The following is a 19,297-nucleotide window of genomic DNA, read 5'->3' as shown; positions in this document are numbered from 1 at the left end:
CTCAAATCTGCACTCTCAATCTCAAATCCGAGTGTTGGGTTTCACACAAGTTCTACCCAAGCGACTATTCACTACCGTTCACAAATTCTGCAAGAATTGCTAATGCTAAGTTAATTTAACATTACTACACACATTCTGGCAACGACTTACCAGAAAATTTTGAAAATTCATAAATCGCGGAAAGTTACGGGCGATCGCTTTCTCGCTTTTTGATTTTCTAAGTTCCAGCTTTTTCTAATATGAGCTTAGACCGTTTTACCACTTCTGGAACCTCGATCGGATAATCGCCGGTAAAACACGCCGAACAAAAACTCATCGGGTCTTCGTTAGTCGCCTTCAGCATTCCATCCCAACTCAAGAAAGCCAAAGAATCTACCCCAATTTGGGCGCAGATTTCTGCGACTGACTTAGTAGCAGCAATCAACTGATCTTGATTGTCGGTGTCGATCCCGTAGAAACAAGGATGAGTCACCGGCGGCGAGGAGATTCTCATGTGAACTGCGATCGCACCCGCATCCCGCAAGGCTTTGACAATTTTGCGGCTGGTAGTGCCGCGCACGATCGAATCGTCGATAATAATTACTCGCTTTCCTTCCAACACATCTTTGAGAGGGTTGAGTTTCATGCGGATTCCTGACTCCCGCATTGTCTGAGTCGGTTGAATAAAAGTGCGCCCGACGTAGCGGTTTTTAATCAATCCTTCGGCGTAAGGAATGCCGGAAGCTTGAGAAAAGCCGATCGCCGCCGGGATTCCAGAATCGGGAACGCCGATGACTATATCCGCATCAGCCGGAGATTCTGCTGCCAACAAACGCCCGATCCGCAGGCGGTAGCTGTACAAACTTTCACCTTCCATCTGGCTGTCTGGTCGAGCAAAATAGATCATTTCAAAGATGCAAAGTTTGCGCTTCTGCTGCTGGCTCCAGTGGAACGAAGCCATACCTTCCTCTGTAATCCAAACTAATTCTCCCGGTTCTACGTCCCGCAAAAATTCAGCACCGATAATATCCAAGCCGCAAGTTTCCGATGCTAAAACGTACCGTACCGGAGTTGTGGGGAGAGTGCCAATTACCAGCGGGCGGACGCCCTGCGGGTCCCGGACTCCCATCACGCCTTTGGGGGTGGCGATGGTCAAACTAAAGGCTCCTTGGCACATAGCAAAGGCACTGATCGCTGCTTCCAGCCAGCCTTTGCCCTTGTCTACCTCGGAACCGATCGCCACCGCGATCGCCTCTGAATCCGTCGTGCTCACAAACTCGCAATTGCGAGACAGCAACTCTTCCCGCAATTCTTTTGTATTGACAAGATTCCCATTATGTGCTAATGCCAGACTTCCCAAACGAGTTTCGACAACCACAGGCTGAGCGTTGACCACGCGGGACGAGCCGGTAGTAGAGTAGCGAGTGTGGCCTACGGCTAAGTTACCGGGCAAGTGACCTAAACTCGATTCGTTGAAGACTTGGGAAACCAGTCCCATATCTTTGTGCAGGTGTACTTTGTCACCGTCAAAGGTAGCAATCCCTGCTGATTCCTGACCGCGGTGCTGCAAAGCGTACAAACCGAAGTAGGTCAATTTGGCGACATCTTCACCCGGTGCGTAAATACCGAAAACGCCACAAGCTTCCTCGGGCTTGTCGGGTTTGCTAGAATGCTCGTCAGCCGCGAAGGAATGGTTGGGAATCATAGATGGGTGGGTTCCTAATGGGGAGGGTGGGTTAGCGGGACAGTTTCAGCGGTTCGTTCTGTTGGGGAAGATGCCACATAACTTAACACTTTCTTAATCTTGCCACGGATCTGTCATTAATTCCAACTCGTGTAGCATTTCAGACAAAAGCTATGCGGCATTTAATGGCATTGTAGTATCGATCGCCCCCAAATTATATATTAACCTTGATTAAGGGCGGGCGATCGCCCGATCGCGGGGGAACTCCCCAACCCCCCAATGGGACATTGCCCCTACTGCATAAACTTTCGTCCCTAAGAAGCGGAGACTGAGAAATAGGCGATCGTGCCTTGGAAAATAAATTAGAAACTTGCTTGATGGGCTTTTTCAAATATTAGAATGTAAGGGCGATCGAGCTTGACTTTTTCAGGGAATTGACCTACTATATCATCATGGGAATCTGTGCGGCCATGTAAAGTCATTTTGGGGCGCGATCGAGTATTAAGTAATGTCGTATTTTGTAGGCTGCATAGCTATGAGATTTGTGCTCTTACTAGGAGCAATGCCTGCGAGGTCGGCACTTTTCAAGTCTTCTATGCAAAAATGTTTGAAAGGGCGATTCCCTACGGGATAGCTACGCTTCACGGTTGTAGCCGTCATAGAATTATATTTTCTCCGGTACTGTGCGTGTTTGAACCTGGGATAAACTGAATATGATTGCCAAACTGGTCGTATCGGCGGCGGTAAAAGTTACCGCGAACGATTGACTTTTCCATGAAATTGACCTACGATATCATCATGAGAATCTGTGCGGTTATATAAAATATTTTCAACTAAAATTAGTGGCAGAAAATATGGAAACTTTGCTGTTAACCGTCGTAATTATTTTGCAGGTCGTGCTAATCTTTTTAATTCTACAGCGCGAGTACCAGTTGTTGCCAGAAGGTTTGGGTGTCCGTGGAGAATCTCAACTTTCAAAGGCTACAATCCAGAAACAAAGGGCAAGTTCACAAAACTTATGGGATAACCCACCACCAGCATCAGAGGAACTTAAGTTGACTGTTGCTGAATTTAAGGATAAGTATGACAGGAGTGAACCGTGGGATGGAGATTTTGCAGCCTGAAAACTTTTCCTACTCTACAAAAAGAGGAGTTTGACTGTGGAGAGGAGGAAATTAATAATTATCTAAAAAATTTAGTTGAAACGGCTGATGAAGCTGGTTTTTCTAGAACTTTTTTGATGATTCTGGAACCGGGAGATGCAAAGGTTTGTGGATTCTATACTCTTAGTGCCTCGACAATTCCTGTTAAAGAATTGCCAGATGAATACAAGCAACCGCTTCCTTTCCCGATTCCGGCTATCTTGATAGGACAGTTTGCAATCGATCGGGTGTGGCAAGGGCAAGGAATAAGCCGCCTACTTTTGGCAGATGCCTATCGTCGAATTTGCTTGTTATTTGAACAAGAAATTATTGGATTTCAGGCGATTAGGGTTGATACTAGAAACGAGGAGGCAAAAGCATTTTGGTTAAAACAGGGTTTTGTGCCTTTTAGAAAGACTCAGCGTTCTCTATTTCTGCCAGTTCGGACTGTTCTGAGAGAATTATAAATGTATTCATAAAATTAGAAATTCAACCCGCTATCGTCTGGTTTCGTTTGACGTTTGACAAGACGCGGTTTCGACCGCCGAGTCTTTAAAAAAAAGGCCTCGCGGGAGACTACTGTACAGAACCGAAAATCCGAGACTACGGGGAAACCAAAGCCACGCGAAAACCGATGTCCGAGAAACGATCGCCCGCCGAATTGCTAAGACGATACGCACTGCGACAATTCACCGCAGTGTCCTTCCAGGAACCGCCACACCGCACCCGGCGATCGCTTCGATCGTTGTCGGGATGACTGCACCATTCCCACACATTCCCGTGCATATCATACAGTCCAAAAGCATTGGGTGAAAAATTCCCGACATCAGTTGTTTGTTTGCGGTAAAGTCCCTTCGCTGCCGAAGCGTAGGGATTATTGCCATTATAATTAACTAAATCTGGGGTAATTGTTTCGCCAAAATAGAAAGGTGTTTTAGTTCCGGCGCGGCAAGCATATTCCCATTCCGCTTCTGAAGGTAAGCGATAAGTCTTGCCTGTTTTTTTAGAAAGCCGCTTGCAGAATTCCACAGCGTCATTCCAGCTTACTTTTTCGACAGGCAGTTTCGCACCTTTGAACTCAGAAGGGTTATTTCCCATCACCGCTTGGTATTGTTCTTGAGTAATCTCATATTTACCCATAAAAAAAGCAGGGATATTCACGGTACGCTGCGGCCCTTCATAGCTACTTCGTCCGGCTTCCGTATCGGGCGAACCCATCACAAAGCTGCCGCCAGGAATTGCTACCATTTCTAGAGTAATACCATTCCCCATATTTTCTATCAAAGCCTGTGCTTTTCCTTGACGGCGGTTGGCGATTTGCCCCGTTGAGTTGACTGTCACTGCTTCAAAAGTAAAGCTTTTTAAAGCATTGGAAGATGGCTTAGGTTTTGGAGTTTCTGGTGCGGGTTTTGGAGATGGTTTTGGCGATGGTTTTGGCGATGGACTTTCTGCTACAGATTGTGGAGATGGTTTTGGCGATGAACTTTTGGCTGTAGTTTTTGGAGATGATTTTTGAGCTGATGATTTAGGAGATGGCGCATCCTTGTTGGATGAAGGGGGAAGATTTGGTGAAGATGAAGAAGATTTGTTGTTCAACAAACTTTGACTCAGCAGGGCTAATGCAAATCCTCCCCCAGCAAAACCCGCTAATTGCAATAAACCTCGCCTTGTTGTCTTAGTTGGTAACGGCAAAGAGTGCTGTGGAATCACAGGAATTGTGGGATTTGGTGTCGGTGCGGGAGTTTGTCTTGACTGACGTTGAAAATCTCTTAAAACTTCCTCTGCTGATTGATAGCGCTGCTGAATATCTTTTGCCAACAACTTAGATAAAATCAATTCCAATCCCTTGTCTATGGGACTTTTCAAATGTTGCTGCCAATTTCCAGTCCAGCTATAACCGTGTTCCGTCCACAAACCATAAGGATGTACCCCCGTCAATAGATGAAAAGCCGTCGCCCCCAAGCTAAACAAATCGCTTGCTGCATAAGCTTCACCCCCTTGCATTTGTTCAAGCGGTGCATAACCGTGCGAACCAATTTGCGTTCCCTGTCGCGACATCACTGTTACCGACAACTGTTTGGAAACTCCGAAATCAATCAGCATTAACACACCGTCGCTGCGACGGCGCATAATATTCTCTGGCTTGATATCTCGGTGAATGATTTTTTGTTCGTGAATAAACTTGAGAACAGGTAGGAGTTCTAGTAACAGTTGCTTAACTTGGCTTTCTTGCCAAATTCCCTGCTTTTGCAAAAGCTTTAACAAATTATCCCCATCGACAAACTGCTGTACGAGATACAAATATTTGTTGTCTTCAAAATAGGCATCAAGTGACGGAATTTGGGGATGTTGTCCTAGCTGTTGCAGTTGTCTGGCTTCTTGCTGAAATAGTTCTACCGCTTTGTTAATCGCCCAAGTTCCCTGGACATTTGGTGCTAATTGTTTAACGACACAGCGTTGATTTAGTCGATCGATATCTTCTGCTAAATAAGTTCTGCCGAAGCCACCTTGACCGAGGAGTTCGATCGTGCGGAAACGATGTCGCAGGAGGGGTACGAGTTCCAGGCCGCAACTGATGCAATATGTTTGTCCGTCGGGGTTTTGAGGGTTTGGGCAGTCGGGATTGATGCAGCAAATCATTTATTTTATGAATGATATTGTTCGTATTATATAGGACTTACGCATGGGGCCCTGAAACTGGTTTTTTTTATGAAAATACTTCGTTCGATCTCGCACACTCGGTAAAAAACCCGGTTATCAAGGCGGAGTGCATCCAGTAGTCTAATTTGTAGGGTGGGGATATGTGAGATTTGCATCTTACTTGGAGATTGTAGATGGCGACGCGCCCTAAAGCTTCAACCCACGCACCATCAGGTTTTCGTTGGTGTAGACGCGGTTTCAACCGCCGATTCCAATTCTTGAAAAATTTTGTAACTACCGCAAACTACTTCGATACAAATATCCCCTTCCAGCCGAAAGTAGAAAAGAGCCGAAGAACCTGTCTCAATCAAACCTGCTTGATTTTGAAAAGGATAGGACAAACCCGATAAAATTTGACTCTTATCTTCTGTCAATTGTCTTAATTCTGCGTTACCCACCCAGAAGCAAGACTCTTCGGAGTCGGAGTTGACTGGTTGAGAAATTACCTGATGAACGAGTTGATAGAATTCTATGGAAGTGTCATAAATCCCGGTTCCGAATGTAAAGTCTAAGCGCAAGGTTAAAGGTTGGGGGATTAGAGTAATGCCTGCGAGGTCGGCACTTTTCAAGTCTTCTATGCAAAAATGTTTTAAAGGGCGATCGGCTATAGCAGTCATAGAATTATATTTTCTCCGGTACTGTGCGTGTTTGAACCTGGGATAAACTGAATATGATTGCCAAACTGGTCATATCGGCGGCGGTAACTTTTACCGCGATCGTTTTTAATTTTAGGCCCGGTTCGGACAATTTCACCAGCGGGTCTAATATGAATTAAACTGCCATCAGGATGCTCGAATGTTTCATATCCACCCTCTGTTTTAGTTTTGAAGACAAAGCCGCTGTCTGCTATAATTACCAGAGCTTCTGACTTGGTTTTTGCCGTTAAATTAGGCAACTGCTGAGATGCTACATTCATCGCTGCTGTCGGTCAAGTTTCTGCACCAAATGAGCGCGTTTTTGTTCCCACCAATCATCGGTAATTTCTATAGAATTGCCACTATCCAAACCAGCCAACAATAACGACTCAACCCGCGCGGCTCTTGCTTGTTCTTGGCGAATTAGGTGCAAGATGTATTCGGCTGCATTATTGTAGCCTTTGATTGCGACTTGTTCGTTAATAAATTTTTGAATTGAATCGGGAAGAGGAAGATTGAGGGTCATATTTTTTGTCCTTCCTGATGTGTGACTTTGGCATATTTTAACGAAAATAAACCAGGTTTGATCGATTTCCGTTATTGTAGGGTGCGTCGCTGCGAGATTTTAGATGTTATTTACAAATTTGAGATGGCGATGCACCGGGCTGACTCTCGCGGTGCGTCGCTGCGAGATTGTCGATTTGATTTGTAGATTGTTGCGGGCGACGTACCCTACCACTTAGCTCGCGGGAGACTACAGCACAGAAAGAAAAACCGGAGACTACGCAGAAACCAGAGCAACGCGAAAACCGAAGCGACTGTCGCGATAGCCCGCCGAACTCCAGCTACGATGGGCACTGCGGCAATTGACCGCATTGTCGCTCCAGGAACCGCCACGCCGCACCCGGTTATTATCTGTTCCAGTTTCCCAAGAACTTCCATCAGTCGGTGCGCCGTTATAATTATCGTGCCATTTATCGCTGCACCATTCCCAAACATTGCCGTGCATATCATATAAACCAAACGAATTCGGCCCAAAACTTCCCACATCCGTTGTTTGTATGCGGTAAAGTCCTTTCGGCGCACCACCGTAGGGATTATTCACATCATAATTAACTAAATCCGGCGTAATCGTGTCGCCAAAATAGAAAGGCGTTGTAGTTCCGGCGCGACAAGCATATTCCCATTCGGCTTCCGAAGGTAAGCGATAAATCTTGCCGGTTTTTTGAGAAATTTTCTGGCAGAATTCCAGAGCATTATTCCAGCTTACTTGTTCTACAGGACGTTTCAAACCTTTGATCTCAGAAGGGTTATTCCCCATCACTACTTCCCACTGTTCTTGAGTAATGGGATATTTACCCATAAAAAAAGGAGAGATATTAACAGTACGCTGCGGCCCTTCATTGTTACTTCGCCCTGCTTCCGTAGTGGGGGAACCCATCACGAAACTGCCACCAGGAATTGCTACCATATCTAAGATTGCACCGCTACCTAAATTTTCACTATAAAATTGTGCTTGACAGCGTTGACGGCTACTTATATTACCCCGCACCTCAACTGTCACCGGGTCAAAGTCAAACCTTTTTAAAGTCTGTATAAAATTTGGTGTTGACTGACGTTGAAAATCTATTAAAACTTCCTCTGCTGATTGATAGCGCTGCTGGATATCTTTTGCCAACAACTTAGATAAAACCAATTCCAATTCCTTGTCTATGGGAATTTTCAAATGTTGCTGCCAATTTGCAGTCCAACTATAACCATGTTCCACCCACAAACTAAAAGGATATACCCCCGTCAGTAGATGAAAAGCCGTCGCCCCCAAGCTAAATAAATCGCTGGCTGGATAAGCTTCACCTCCTTGCATTTGTTCAAGCGGTGCATAACCATCCGAACCAATTTGTGTTCCCTGTCGCGACATCACTGTTACCGACAACTGTTTGGAAACTCCGAAATCAATCAGCATTAACACACCGTCGCTGCGACGGCGCATAATATTCTCTGGCTTGATATCTCGGTGAATGATTTTTTGTTCGTGAATAAATTTGAGAACAGGTAGGAGTTCTAGTAACAGTTGCTTAACTTGGCTTTCTTGCCAAATTCCCTGATTTTGGCAAAGCGTCAACAAATTATCCCCATCGACAAACTGCTGTACGAGATACAAATATTTGTTGTCTTCAAAATAGGCATCAAGTGACGGAATTTGGGGATGTTCTCCTAGCTGTTGCAGTTGTCTGGCTTCTTGCTGAAATAATTCTACCGCTTTGCTAATCGCCCAAGTTCCCTGGACATTTGGTGCTAATTGTTTAACGACACAGCGTTGATTTAGTTTATCAATATCTTCTGCTAAATAAGTTCTGCCGAAGCCACCTTGACCGAGGAGTTCGATCGTGCGGAAACGATTTCGCAGGATGGGCACGAGTTCCAGGCCACAACTGATGCAATATGTTTGTCCGTCGGGGTTTTGAGGGTTTGGGCAGTCGGGATTGATGCAGCAAATCATTTATTTTATGAATGATATTGTTCGTATTATATAGTGTCTAAGAACCCCGACTTCTGTCATAGGTTTTTCTAAGAATCGTGAATTTTGTAAGAAGTTGGGGTTCTAGGGTGTGTTTTAAACCCCGAGATCCCCCCGGCGCCAAGGGCGGGCACGGGGGCACCGCCCCTACGAAGGGGGGGACAAGAGTATTCAAAGTCAGCCCCTACTCCCCTTTTTAAGGGGGATTTAGGGGTATCGAAACTTCAGGTTGTCAAACAGATGCAATCCGACGCTCGATCGCATTATAGAACCGATCGCCCATCTCACCCATCGCCACCTCAATTAACACTTGATTATCAGCACTCACAACCCGCAAAGGTGAGTCAGCCCCGCCAACTAAACCGATTTTATGCCACATTTTAGTCAAATGTTCTTGCAGGTAAGACTCCCAAACTTCTTGATTTTTCGGTGCGACTGAAACTACAATGCAGTTGCCCATTTCACCAAACAAAACTTCATCCCAGCGGCCGACCTTTTCCGAATTCAAACTGAGATAAATTTCTGCACCCATTTTAGCAGAAATACAGCATTCTGCGAGGGCGATCGCAATTCCACCTTCCGCACAATCATGGGCAGAACCTACCCAACCTTGCTGAATTCCATCGCGACAAACCGATTGCACTTTTCTTTCTAACTCAAAATCTATCCTTGGCGGTTTCCCAGCGACAATCCCGTGAATTGCCGCTAAATATTCCGAACCTCCGAGAGTAGGAGAAGTTTCGATTTTTGAGCTTTCCGATGGAAGTTCTGAGTTTGGGGATGATTCACCAATCCCCAGCACATAAATTAAATCACCTTTCTTTAGCCAAGCTTGGCCGCAAATCTTCTTCAAATCGGGAATTAACCCCACCATTCCGATTACCGGAGTTGGATAAATTGGTTGAGGATTTCCCTCAGCATCAACCGTTTCATTGTAAAGAGAAACATTGCCGCCAGTAACAGGCGTTCCCAACTCCCGACAAGCATCAGCAATCCCGCGACAAGCTGAGGCTAACTGCCAATATCCTACAGGCTTTTCGGGACTGCCAAAATTCAAATTATCAGTAACTGCCAGAGGTTCAGCGCCCACACAGCTTAAATTTCTCGCTGCTTCCGCTACGACTGCTTTTGCACCTTCATAAGGATCGAGATAAACATAACGAGAATTGCAATCAACCGTTGCAGCAACTCCAGGAATCATCCCCAGGGGCGCTTCCTTCTTGCTAAGGGGGGGAGAAACTTTTGGAGTTTCCCTACCTTGTGCCTTTGTAACTAGAGGAATTACCTCTTCTTCCTGTTTGATTTCGGAAGCTAGAGAAACAGCATTTTCTCTCAGTAGATCCCCCTTAGCAAGGGGGTGTACTTCTACCCCTTCAGCAAGGGAAGATTGGCAGGGTTCTAGCGGACGCAATCTGACAACGGCAGCATCAGCGCCTCCCGGTAAAACAACAGTATTGTTTTGCACTTGATGGTCGTATTGGCGATAAACCCAGCGTTTAGAAGCGATGGTGGGAGTATCTAAAAGCGTCAGCAAAATCTGATTCCAAGTTTGGAAATTACCGTTAATTTCGATACCTGTAACTGTGGACTGTGGCAGGGAATCGGCCGTCCATTCCCATGCTTCTTTAGCATATTCTGGCGGTTCTGTCAACAGTTCTCGGTGATAAATTGGCGTGTTATCGGCCAAAGCAGTCGCGGTAATTTCGGCAGCGATTTCGCCTTTAAAGAGAATTCGGACGATCGGCTTTTCGATAACTGTCCCCGCTACTACCGCGTGCAATCCCCAGCGGTGGAAAATATCGATTAATTCCTGTTCGCGTCCTTTTTGGGCAACAAATAACATCCGTTCTTGGGATTCCGAAAGCAGGTATTCGTAGGGAACCATACCGCTTTCTCGAACGGGAACTTTGTCTAAATCGAATTCAATGCCGACGCCGCCTTTGGCTGCCATTTCTGATGTGGAACAGGTGATTCCGGCTGCACCCATATCTTGGGCGGCGACGACTGCACCGGTTTTGAATGCTTCTAAACAAGCTTCAATTAAGGATTTTTCTAAAAATGGATCTCCTACTTGGACGGCGGGGCGATCGTCCATTGATTTGTCGGTCAATTCTGCACTGGCAAAACTTGCTCCTCCCATGCCATCTCGCCCGGTAGTTGAACCGACATAAAGCACGGGATTTCCGATGCCCGATGCCCCGGATTTGACGATTTCTTGAGTTTCCATTAAACCCAAGGCCATGACGTTAACTAATGGGTTGCCGGAATAAGCAGGATCGAAGTAAACTTCGCCGCCAACTGTGGGTACTCCGATGCAATTTCCATAGTGACTTATTCCTGATACTACGCCTTTGAACAATCTCTGAGTTTTAGGGTCGTCTAAATTGCCGAAACGCAGGGAATTTAAAAGTGCGATCGGGCGTGCACCCATTGTGAAGATATCGCGGAGAATCCCGCCGACACCGGTTGCTGCACCTTGGAAGGGTTCGACTGCTGAGGGGTGGTTGTGGGATTCAATTTTGAAGGCGAGTTGCAAGCCGTATCCCAAGTCTACGACGCCGGCATTTTCTCCAGGCCCGACGAGAATTCGATCGCCCTCTGTGGGAAACTGTTTTAATAGCGGCCGCGAATTTTTGTAACAGCAGTGTTCGCTCCACATAACGCCGAACATTCCCAATTCAGCTTTATTAGGATGGCGACCGAGACGGTGAACGATTTCTTCATATTCTTCAGGTGTGAGTCTTTCACCGGCAATTTGTTCGGGGGAAAATGGGGATTCGGAGATGGGAGACATGGAAACTCGTTATAAACCACAGGCTTTATTCTAAATGCCCTGTGCTTGGTTAATCTAAAATCTCTAATCTAAAATCTAAAATCCCAGCCCTTTGCTTGGTTAATCTAAAATCTCAAATCTAAAATCTAAAATCGAATGACTTTACCTCGAAATCTCAATTTTGCCAACCAAAACTTGCGGAACCGTTCTTTTAAAGGGCTTGACTTGTCAGGGGCGAATTTCAGCGGTTGCGACATTCGAGGCTGCAATTTCACCGGGGCGATTTTGAGGGGGGCAAATTTTCAGGGTGTCAGAACCGGACAAAGCCGCAGGCGGGTGAGAAATTTGATTGCTAGGGCTGGGGTGACAGCGGTGACAGTGACGGCGGCTGGGGCTTTGACTGGACTGATTGCCGGGGCAGATGCGGGGGCTGTGGCGGTGGCCGGAACGGCTGCTACGGCGATTGCTGCGACTCGGGGCGAGGCGGGAATTGTGGCGGGGGCTGTGGCTGGGGCTGCTGCTGCGATCGGGGCTAGCGGTATTGTGACCTTTTTGGGCGGAGATACTATCAGGGGAATTGTCTTATTTTTGGTTTCTGGGGTAATTCTTGGGTTAACTGCGATCGGCTTTTTTATCGCTGTTGAAGAAATAGAAAAATTGTCGGTAACGTCGTTTAGAAAGGCTGATTTAACTGATGCTGTATTCGATCCGGGGGCGGTTCTAGATGCAGATTTTTCCGATGCGCGAGGAGTGCCGTGGTAGACTGCACAATTACTGATTTTTTTGATTTTTTACCGAAAGCATCCAGGATACCCGCCACGTGATTCATCCGTGGAAAAATAAAAAACCTGTATCCGATGAAACTTGCCGAACGTATTTATTTCGCGCAAGTGAATGCTTCAATTCTAAAATCTCAAATCTCAAATCTCAAATCGATTGACAATCAAGCATCCAGGATACCCGCCACGTGATTCATCCGTGGAAAAATAAAAAACCTATATCCGATGAAACTTGCCGAACGTATTTATTTCGCGCAAGTGAATGCTTCAATTCTAAAATCTAAAATCTAAAATCTAAAATCTAAAATCGATTGACCCATTCCCGGAATTCTCGCACTGCTGCGCTTGCGCCTGTAGTTTGAGTGCGATCGATAAATTCGTCAACTTTTGCAGTCGGTAGCATCGGGAAAGCCCGGGAAAAATTGCACTCGGCATATTCGCCATTTTGCAAGTGATAAAACTTGATGTTTCGTCCGTCGTACCGCCAAATTTCTGGTACGCCTAAATCTGCATATAAATCGAATTGATTTAAGGAACTGCTGGTAATATCAATTTCCAGTGCTAAATCTGGCGGCGGATCTCGAGCAAAGTCTAATTCTGTTCTCCCTCTGACCAGTGCTTCATTCTGGATATAATAGCATGAATCTGGTTCTTTTCCCGCTGCTTTTTGGCGTTTTTTAATCGTCATCGAGCCAAAGGGGTTGTACTCCAGATTGAGTTTTTCTATGAGAGTTACAATTAAGCGATCGATCAGTCTGTTGCGATTTTCATGTTCCGGTAGCGGCACCATAATTTCTAATTGACCTTGATGATAGGCAATTCTGGCGGAACGTTTGTTGCCCAGTTCCCCTAGCAGGCTTTCATATAACTGCCAACTGATATTGGGGAGTAAAACTCGCTGTTCGGGGGGCGTTGATATTGTTAGCATTTTACTTGGGTTTTAAAGCTTGAGTATATTTTAGTTGATCTTTTTGTTTTGCGAACTGAACAAAAAGTCTCGGCCGACAGCTACGGTCATGCGCTACTGTAGTTAATAATAGACTGTGGTCATTAGTCCTTGTTGTATGAAGCTGCGATCGTTCTTTTCTTTCCTCATTGCTGGCGTCTTGGCACTCTTAGGCTTGAGTGCCGGCGGTTTTTACTGGCTGACAACTCAAACTCCCCTGAATTTACTCAACGGCGGGCCGACAACTACTCCGGCTGCGGCTGTGTTTGTCTCGAAACAAGCACCTTTGTTAGCTTCAATGCTGGTAAATCCCGATCGCCTCGAAGCATTGCGGCAAGTTTTTGCCACTCCCGAAGAAAGAAGTCGATCGCACGCGGAATTTGAGCAAATTAAAAAAAGTCTCCTCGCAAATACAAACCTGGATTACAGTCGAGATATCCAACCTTGGATAGGTGACGAAATTACTCTCGCCGTCACAACGCCAGATTTGGATGGCGACAGCAGCAACGGCAAAGAAACCGGGTTTTTGCTGGCGGTTTCCTCCCAAAAGGTCGATCGCAGCCAACAATTTCTCGACTCGTACTGGCGAAAACAATCTCGTGCCGATAAAACAGTTCGTTCGGAACTATATAAAGGGGTGAAAATTAATTATAAACAAGCACCAATAGCCAAGAAAAAATCTGCTTCGCTTTCGCCTTTTAACCCGTTGTCTCTGCCGAATTCAAAGTTGCCATCTAGCTTCGCAACCGCAGCCATCGGCGGTAATTTAAATTCTGAGAAAAACCAAAATTTTGTGTTATTTGCCAACAGTCCGAATGTGATTCGAGAGGCAATTAATAACGTTGAATTAGCCAACCTAAATCTCAACAATGCCCCGGAATATCAAAAAGCTTTGCAGGAGCTAACTCAAGGCAGAATCGCTTTAGCATTTGTCAATCTCCCGCAGTCAGCAACCGAGCAAAATCCCCAAGTTTCTCTTAATTCTCTCGCAGTTGCTGTCGGAGTCAACCGACGGGGATTGCTGGCTCAAACTGCTTTAGTGACATCGCGAGAAAACACAGCTTCTCCAACACTCTCCGAACCAGTGCAAGCCTTGCAGTACATTCCCTCAGCCAGTCCTTTCGCGGTCGCCAGCACCGATTTAAGGAATTTTTGGGCTGATTTGTCATCTGCGGTGTCAGCTAACGCTGAAGTCTCAAATTTAGTCGATCGCACCCTGGCAGACATTCAGCAACTTTGGGGCGTCAACCTGCCGCAGGATATATTTGACTGGGTACAAGGAGAATACGCTTTAGCAGTGCTTCCGAATTCGTCAAATAGTGCCGATTGGATTTTTGCCGCCGAACACTCTGCTGATTCCCAAAAAGCGATCGACAAACTCGATGAAATTGCCCGCAGCAAAGAATACAGCATCGGCAGCTTCACTCTCAGAAACCAGAAAATTACCGCTTGGACGCAGTTGACAACGAACCAAAATTATGGGACAGAAAATAAGAGAAAAACTGCGATCGAAACCGAGGCAAAAGGAGTCCGAGCCACCCTCGGCAAATACGAAATTTTCACCACATCAGTAGAAGCAATGGACGCAGCACTAGAAGCAGCCGCAACAGGCTCTTTAGTTGCCAATCAAGATTTTCAAACCAGCATTGAACCGCTACCGCCATCTAACGACGGCTATTTTTATTTAGACTGGCCCTCCAGCAGGAGAATTTGGGAAAAACAAATCCCGCTGTTGAGGTTAATTGAACTTTCGGCAAGACCATTGTTCGACCACTTGCGATCGCTCACGGTCACCAGTACGGGAGAAATAACAGGAATTCGCAAAGCTACTATATTTATGCGGCTGAATTAGTCAGTAGTCAGCAGTCATTAGTCAGCAGTCATTGGTTAGGAGGAAGAAGGAAGGAGGAAGAAGGAAGGAGGAAGAAGGAAGAAACTATGCCCAATTCCCTATGCCCAATTCCCAATTCCCCATTCCCAATAACTAAGGACTAATCACTACTGACTGCTTCACCTTTTTCGGTTGCCCAAAATAAGCTTGAAATACCTCTTTGGCGATCGGGGCCGCGGCAACAGAACCAAAACCGCCATTTTCCACAACCACGGCGATCGCAATTTCCGGCTTGTCAGCAGGCCCGAAGCCCACATACAAAGAGTGATCCTGCTGTCCGATGACCTCCGAAGTCCCTGTTTTGCCCCCCGTCAGCGGAATCGAACCGTCATTCATCCCCTGTCCAGTACCCTCGGCAACTACCGCGATCAGTCCTTCCTTAACCACCTGAAGTGTCGAAGGTTTTATCCCGATCTTTACCCGTTGAGTCTGGGGTGTGCCGGTCATAGAAGTCAAAAGATGAGGCTTCACCCGATAGCCCCCATTAGCGATCGAACTCACCATCACCGCCGCCTCCAAAGGAGTCACCAACACCAACCCCTGACCGATGGACATCGTTACCGTATCACCCGCATACCAAGGTTCTTTATAAATTTTCTCCTTCTCCTCCGGCGTCGGGATTTGACCGTGAGCGCCGCCGCCTAGCCCCAAAAGCTTCAAATCCGTATCCTTGCCAATTCCCAAGCGGTGTCCCCACTTAGAAATTTGCTCCGGCCCCGTACTCATCCCCACTTGATAAAAAAACGTATTGCTGCTGAAAGCCAAAGCCTCCCGAAAGCCGATGTCGCCGTAACCGCCGCTGTGTTCGTTAAAATCAATTCCCCCCACAGTAATGTAAGACGAAGTACCCAGAATTGAGTCCGGCGAAAATTTGCCCGACTCCAGGCCCGCGACGGAAGTCACAATTTTAAAGGTGCTGCCGGGGGGGTAGCCTTGCATGGCCCGATTCAAAAATGGATCTTCCTGGTCTTGAAGAGTTTCCCACTCATCCTTAGTGATTTTTCGCGTAAACAGATTGGGGTCAAAAGTCGGGTGGCTGGCCATAACTAATACCGCCCCGGTTTTGACATCCAGCGCCACTACTGCTCCCCGGCGGTTCCCCAGGGCTTTTTCGGCTGCTTTTTGCATGGACAAGTCTATGGTTAGCTGCACCGCCTCACCGGGTTTGGGCGGTGTCTCTCCCATCAGCCGCAATTCTTGATTTTGGGCATTTACCTCGATCAGCCGATCGCCCCAAACTCCGGCAATTTTCTTGTTAGAGCTCGCTTCTATGCCCATTTGACCGACAATCATCCCCATCGGATATTCGGGATGAGCTTTCAAGTCTGCTGCGGTAGCTTCGCCAATATATCCGAGAACGTGAGCCGCCAAACTGCCTTCGGGATAGTAGCGGTTCGCTTCTGGCCGCACTTCCACTCCCCGCATTTGTCCCACCTGTTCTGCTAGCGGCACAAACACCTCTGGCGGCATTGCTTGCTTGAGCCGCACCGGTCTGTAGGATAGAGGATCGACCTCTTTTAATTTTTTTAAAATTTCTTTGACCGGGATTTTAACCAGCGGACTCAACTTTTCTGCTGTCGCTTTCCACTCTTCCGGCGTTTGTTCTTTCGGCCACAAATATACCGATCGAGCTAAATTGTTTGCCGCTAGCAACTTGCCTGTGCGATCGATAATATGTCCGCGATTCGCAGGCATTGGCACTAGGCGAACGCGATTGTTTTCGGCTCGTTCTCGGTTTTGCTTCCCTTGTATCAGTTGCAATTCCACCAGCCTACTAGCGTGCAGCCCCAGCAAACCTGTTGCCACCAGCATGAACACGATCGCCCGGTGTATCGGGCGATCCTGTTTTTTAGGAGTTTCCCCCAGGGTTTTGTCAGAAGAGTGAAATGCTGAGATTGAATAAACTTGTCGTTGCATCATTCTATAGGTAGATGTCAAATCCTAGATTTTAGATTCTTGATTGTCAATTGTGAAGTATACATCATCAAACCGGGGCCGCTCGGCCCTTGACCATTGGGGGAAGCGGAATAATTGATCGTTAACTTTTGACCGATCGCTAATAACTCATGACTGCTTGCTAATCCCCCAAGCACCAAGAAATAGCCAGAAAAATCAAGGCCAGGCTCAGCCAATTAGGGAGGTGAAGCCAGCCGGATAGACCTATAGGTAACAATACCAAGGCCTGTGTCAATAGGGAGCCGATCGCCAACAGCAAGGCTAAAAGTATCAAATTGATCATCTTGACACCGTACAATTTCGGACATGAGTCGATCGCCTGTGGCAGAAATCCGAGTGGCACAAGCGAGCGCGATCGTACAGGGATTGTCCTGATAGACATAAGGAAGAGAAGCCAGGAGGTTTTGAACTAAATTAAAAAAAATTATTTTTCCTCCCCAGTTTGAATTCTTAGGGGCTGCGATGGGTAAATTCTGAGTTGTGATTTTAAGTTGTGACCGAGGAGTATTGCCATGTTGTTTAATCAGGGAGCCAATTTCAAAAACGGTGCGCTTTTGGCTGCGATCGCCGCGATCGCCGCCCTACCAGTTTTAGCAGAAACAGTCAATTTCGGCACTTTAACTTTATCGCGAGGTTTTGCAGCCCCAACAGCAGTTTTGAGAGGTTCCACAGGCGGATCGTACTCTCTATCTGCCATAGCCAATGCCGATCGCCACAAAAACAAATGTTTGGGTTTTGCCACCCCAACTCCCGACCACATCCTAGTCTTGCAGGAAAACTTTTCAAAACTCACACTCCAAGTCAACAGCGGAGGCAAAGACACAACCTTACTCGTACAAGGCCCCGGTAATGCGGTGCGCTGCGGAGACGATATAGGTCAGAATAAAGATGCTGCCATATTAGATTCAGACTGGCAAGCAGGCTCTTACAGAATTTGGGTAGGTACTCTCGAACCCGGAGTCAAGTCTAACTATACAATCTCAGTACAGGAATAGAACGCAGCGGCGCTGTTGGATGGTGACATTGACACTCTCCTGGCTAAAGCCGAGGAGATTCTTGATTCGCAGAATCGACTTGCCGATGCAGAATTACTTCAACATCGGTAGCGGTCAATTCTCCACAAGCGTTCGGATCTAAGATCCAAGTTCCGACGTGCCCCGCCGTACTCAATCCCCGACTTAGGATATTTTTAGCTGCGTTCCAGTCACGATCTAATACGCATCCACACCGACAAGCGTGGGTTCGCGTTGAGAGACTTTTCTTAACAATTGTTCCGCAACTAGAGCATTCTTGACTTGTTCCGTTAGCTGGTACGGCAATCGTAATTCTTCCGAATACTTTGCCAAAATATTCCAGCCAAATTCGGAACATATACCAAGAAGCGTCGTTAATCGATTTTGCCAGACAGTGATTCTTCACCATATTTTTAATCCTCAAATCTTCGTAGACTACACAGTCGTTAGACTGGATGACGCATCTTGCCAACTTCACGGCAAAATCTTTACGCTGTCTGCTTATTTTGAGGTGGCGCTTTCCTAGAATCGCTCTAGCTTTTTTTCTGTTTTGCGAACCCTTGACTCGTTTTGAAACTCGTTTTTGGGATTTCTTCAACCTGCGTTCTCCCTTGCGGAGGAAACGCGGGTTATCAACTGCAATACCATTTGAGTCAGTGTAAAACTCTTTAAGTCCTACATCTAACCCGATGGCGTTACCCGTGATTTCAATCTTTTCAGAACGGTCAACTTGAATGCAAAACTGGACATAATATCCGTCTGCCCGTCTCACCAAGCGTACTCGTTTGATTTGACTGCGCTGGTAGAAATGTAAGTCGCGCGTTCCTTTTAACTTGAGCTTTCCGATTCCTTTTTTATCGGTAAAAGTGATTGATTTCCGGTCGTCTGCCAGACGCCAGCCCGTAGTCTTGTATTCGACGGAGCGGTTGTGTTTCTGGAATTGCGGGAATCCTTTTTTTCCTGGGACTTTCTTTTTGCAGTTGTCGTAAAATCGTGAAATCGCCGACCACGCTCTTTCTGAACTCGATTGTCTGGCCATGCTGTTTAAGTCGTCGCCAAACGGGAATTCCTTCGCTAGAATGGCGCTGTATTTATTCAAGTCGTATTTGTTGACTTTTTCGTTTTCCATCCAAAAGCGCAATGCTTTGTTGCGGATGAACTGCACCGTTCTAATTGCTTCGTCTACAGCTTCAAATTGCTGCTTTTTACCGTATGCTTTCAACTCGAAAACTAGCATGACTTCGACCCTCATCACGATAGGTTTATGCTAGCAGCGTTGGC

The 19,297-nt window shown here is 46.5% G+C and carries 16 protein-coding genes; 5 read left to right on the top strand and 11 right to left on the bottom strand.

Features of this window, described 5'->3' with window-relative positions:
* Positions 1–217: 217 nt before the first annotated feature.
* Both purF and OSC7112_RS40230 read right to left on the bottom strand, forming a co-directional pair.
* A complete protein-coding gene (purF, locus tag OSC7112_RS26980; protein WP_015178858.1) occupies positions 218–1,684 on the bottom strand; it encodes an amidophosphoribosyltransferase in 1,467 nt (488 codons plus the stop codon).
* 480 nt (positions 1,685–2,164) lie between these two features.
* Positions 2,165–2,323: a hypothetical protein gene (locus OSC7112_RS40230; RefSeq protein WP_015178856.1), complete on the bottom strand. Its 159-nt coding sequence runs from the start codon at positions 2,321–2,323 to the stop codon at positions 2,165–2,167.
* Between the two features lie 182 nt (positions 2,324–2,505).
* Here OSC7112_RS40230 and OSC7112_RS26975 point away from each other — a divergent pair, with 182 nt between their 5' ends.
* Positions 2,506–2,787, top strand: coding sequence for a hypothetical protein (locus tag OSC7112_RS26975; RefSeq protein WP_041622754.1), 282 nt, complete (start codon positions 2,506–2,508; stop codon positions 2,785–2,787).
* The gene (locus OSC7112_RS26970) at positions 2,763–3,272 is read left to right on the top strand and encodes a GNAT family N-acetyltransferase (protein WP_015178854.1); all 510 of its coding nucleotides are present in this window, start codon (positions 2,763–2,765) and stop codon (positions 3,270–3,272) included. Before OSC7112_RS26975 ends, OSC7112_RS26970 begins: the two co-directional genes overlap by 25 nt.
* Before the next feature lie 136 nt (positions 3,273–3,408).
* Here OSC7112_RS26970 and OSC7112_RS26965 read toward each other — a convergent pair whose 3' ends face one another.
* The 6 genes from OSC7112_RS26965 to purL form a co-directional block, all read right to left on the bottom strand.
* Positions 3,409–5,445 (bottom strand): bifunctional serine/threonine-protein kinase/formylglycine-generating enzyme family protein, encoded by a 2,037-nt coding sequence (locus OSC7112_RS26965; protein WP_015178853.1) that lies wholly within the window; start codon positions 5,443–5,445, stop codon positions 3,409–3,411.
* Between the two features lie 230 nt (positions 5,446–5,675).
* Positions 5,676–6,122, bottom strand: coding sequence for a hypothetical protein (locus tag OSC7112_RS26960; protein WP_015178852.1), 447 nt, complete (start codon positions 6,120–6,122; stop codon positions 5,676–5,678).
* Positions 6,119–6,421, bottom strand: a complete 303-nt coding sequence (locus OSC7112_RS26955) for a hypothetical protein (RefSeq protein ID WP_015178851.1) — start codon at positions 6,419–6,421, stop codon at positions 6,119–6,121. The genes OSC7112_RS26960 and OSC7112_RS26955 overlap by 4 nt, the downstream gene beginning before the upstream one ends.
* The gene (locus OSC7112_RS26950) at positions 6,418–6,666 is read right to left on the bottom strand and encodes a ribbon-helix-helix domain-containing protein (protein WP_015178850.1); all 249 of its coding nucleotides are present in this window, start codon (positions 6,664–6,666) and stop codon (positions 6,418–6,420) included. Before OSC7112_RS26950 ends, OSC7112_RS26955 begins: the two co-directional genes overlap by 4 nt.
* 255 nt (positions 6,667–6,921) lie before the next feature.
* The gene (locus OSC7112_RS26945) at positions 6,922–8,640 is read right to left on the bottom strand and encodes a bifunctional serine/threonine-protein kinase/formylglycine-generating enzyme family protein (RefSeq protein ID WP_015178849.1); all 1,719 of its coding nucleotides are present in this window, start codon (positions 8,638–8,640) and stop codon (positions 6,922–6,924) included.
* Between the two features lie 250 nt (positions 8,641–8,890).
* Positions 8,891–11,452: a phosphoribosylformylglycinamidine synthase subunit PurL gene (purL, locus tag OSC7112_RS26940; protein WP_015178848.1), complete on the bottom strand. Its 2,562-nt coding sequence runs from the start codon at positions 11,450–11,452 to the stop codon at positions 8,891–8,893.
* A 135-nt stretch (positions 11,453–11,587) separates the two neighbouring features.
* Here purL and OSC7112_RS26935 point away from each other — a divergent pair, with 135 nt between their 5' ends.
* Entirely contained in the window at positions 11,588–12,193 is a 606-nt protein-coding gene (locus tag OSC7112_RS26935; RefSeq protein WP_015178847.1) for a pentapeptide repeat-containing protein, read from the top strand.
* A gap of 318 nt (positions 12,194–12,511) precedes the next feature.
* On the opposite strand, the gene OSC7112_RS26930 is transcribed toward OSC7112_RS26935, so the two are convergent.
* Complete coding sequence (locus tag OSC7112_RS26930; protein ID WP_015178846.1) at positions 12,512–13,138, bottom strand: Uma2 family endonuclease; 627 nt, start codon at positions 13,136–13,138, stop codon at positions 12,512–12,514.
* A 115-nt stretch (positions 13,139–13,253) separates the two neighbouring features.
* Here OSC7112_RS26930 and OSC7112_RS26925 point away from each other — a divergent pair, with 115 nt between their 5' ends.
* The gene (locus tag OSC7112_RS26925) at positions 13,254–15,008 is read left to right on the top strand and encodes a DUF3352 domain-containing protein (RefSeq protein WP_223300698.1); all 1,755 of its coding nucleotides are present in this window, start codon (positions 13,254–13,256) and stop codon (positions 15,006–15,008) included.
* Positions 15,009–15,140: 132 nt separating this feature from the next.
* On the opposite strand, the gene mrdA is transcribed toward OSC7112_RS26925, so the two are convergent.
* The gene (gene mrdA, locus OSC7112_RS26920; RefSeq protein WP_015178844.1) at positions 15,141–16,967 is read right to left on the bottom strand and encodes a penicillin-binding protein 2; all 1,827 of its coding nucleotides are present in this window, start codon (positions 16,965–16,967) and stop codon (positions 15,141–15,143) included.
* A 548-nt stretch (positions 16,968–17,515) separates the two neighbouring features.
* Here mrdA and OSC7112_RS26910 point away from each other — a divergent pair.
* The gene (locus OSC7112_RS26910; RefSeq protein ID WP_015178842.1) at positions 17,516–17,998 is read left to right on the top strand and encodes a hypothetical protein; all 483 of its coding nucleotides are present in this window, start codon (positions 17,516–17,518) and stop codon (positions 17,996–17,998) included.
* Positions 17,999–18,041: 43 nt separating this feature from the next.
* On the opposite strand, the gene OSC7112_RS26905 is transcribed toward OSC7112_RS26910, so the two are convergent.
* Complete coding sequence (locus OSC7112_RS26905) at positions 18,042–19,253, bottom strand: RNA-guided endonuclease InsQ/TnpB family protein (RefSeq protein ID WP_015178841.1); 1,212 nt, start codon at positions 19,251–19,253, stop codon at positions 18,042–18,044.
* Between the last annotated feature and the right edge of the window lie 44 nt (positions 19,254–19,297).

The sequence above is a fragment of the Oscillatoria nigro-viridis PCC 7112 genome (genome assembly GCF_000317475.1).
In the GTDB taxonomy this organism is placed as follows: domain Bacteria; phylum Cyanobacteriota; class Cyanobacteriia; order Cyanobacteriales; family Microcoleaceae; genus Microcoleus; species Microcoleus nigroviridis.
The sequence above is the reverse complement of the archived record's forward strand: the minus strand, read 5'-3'. Positions and strand labels throughout refer to the sequence as shown.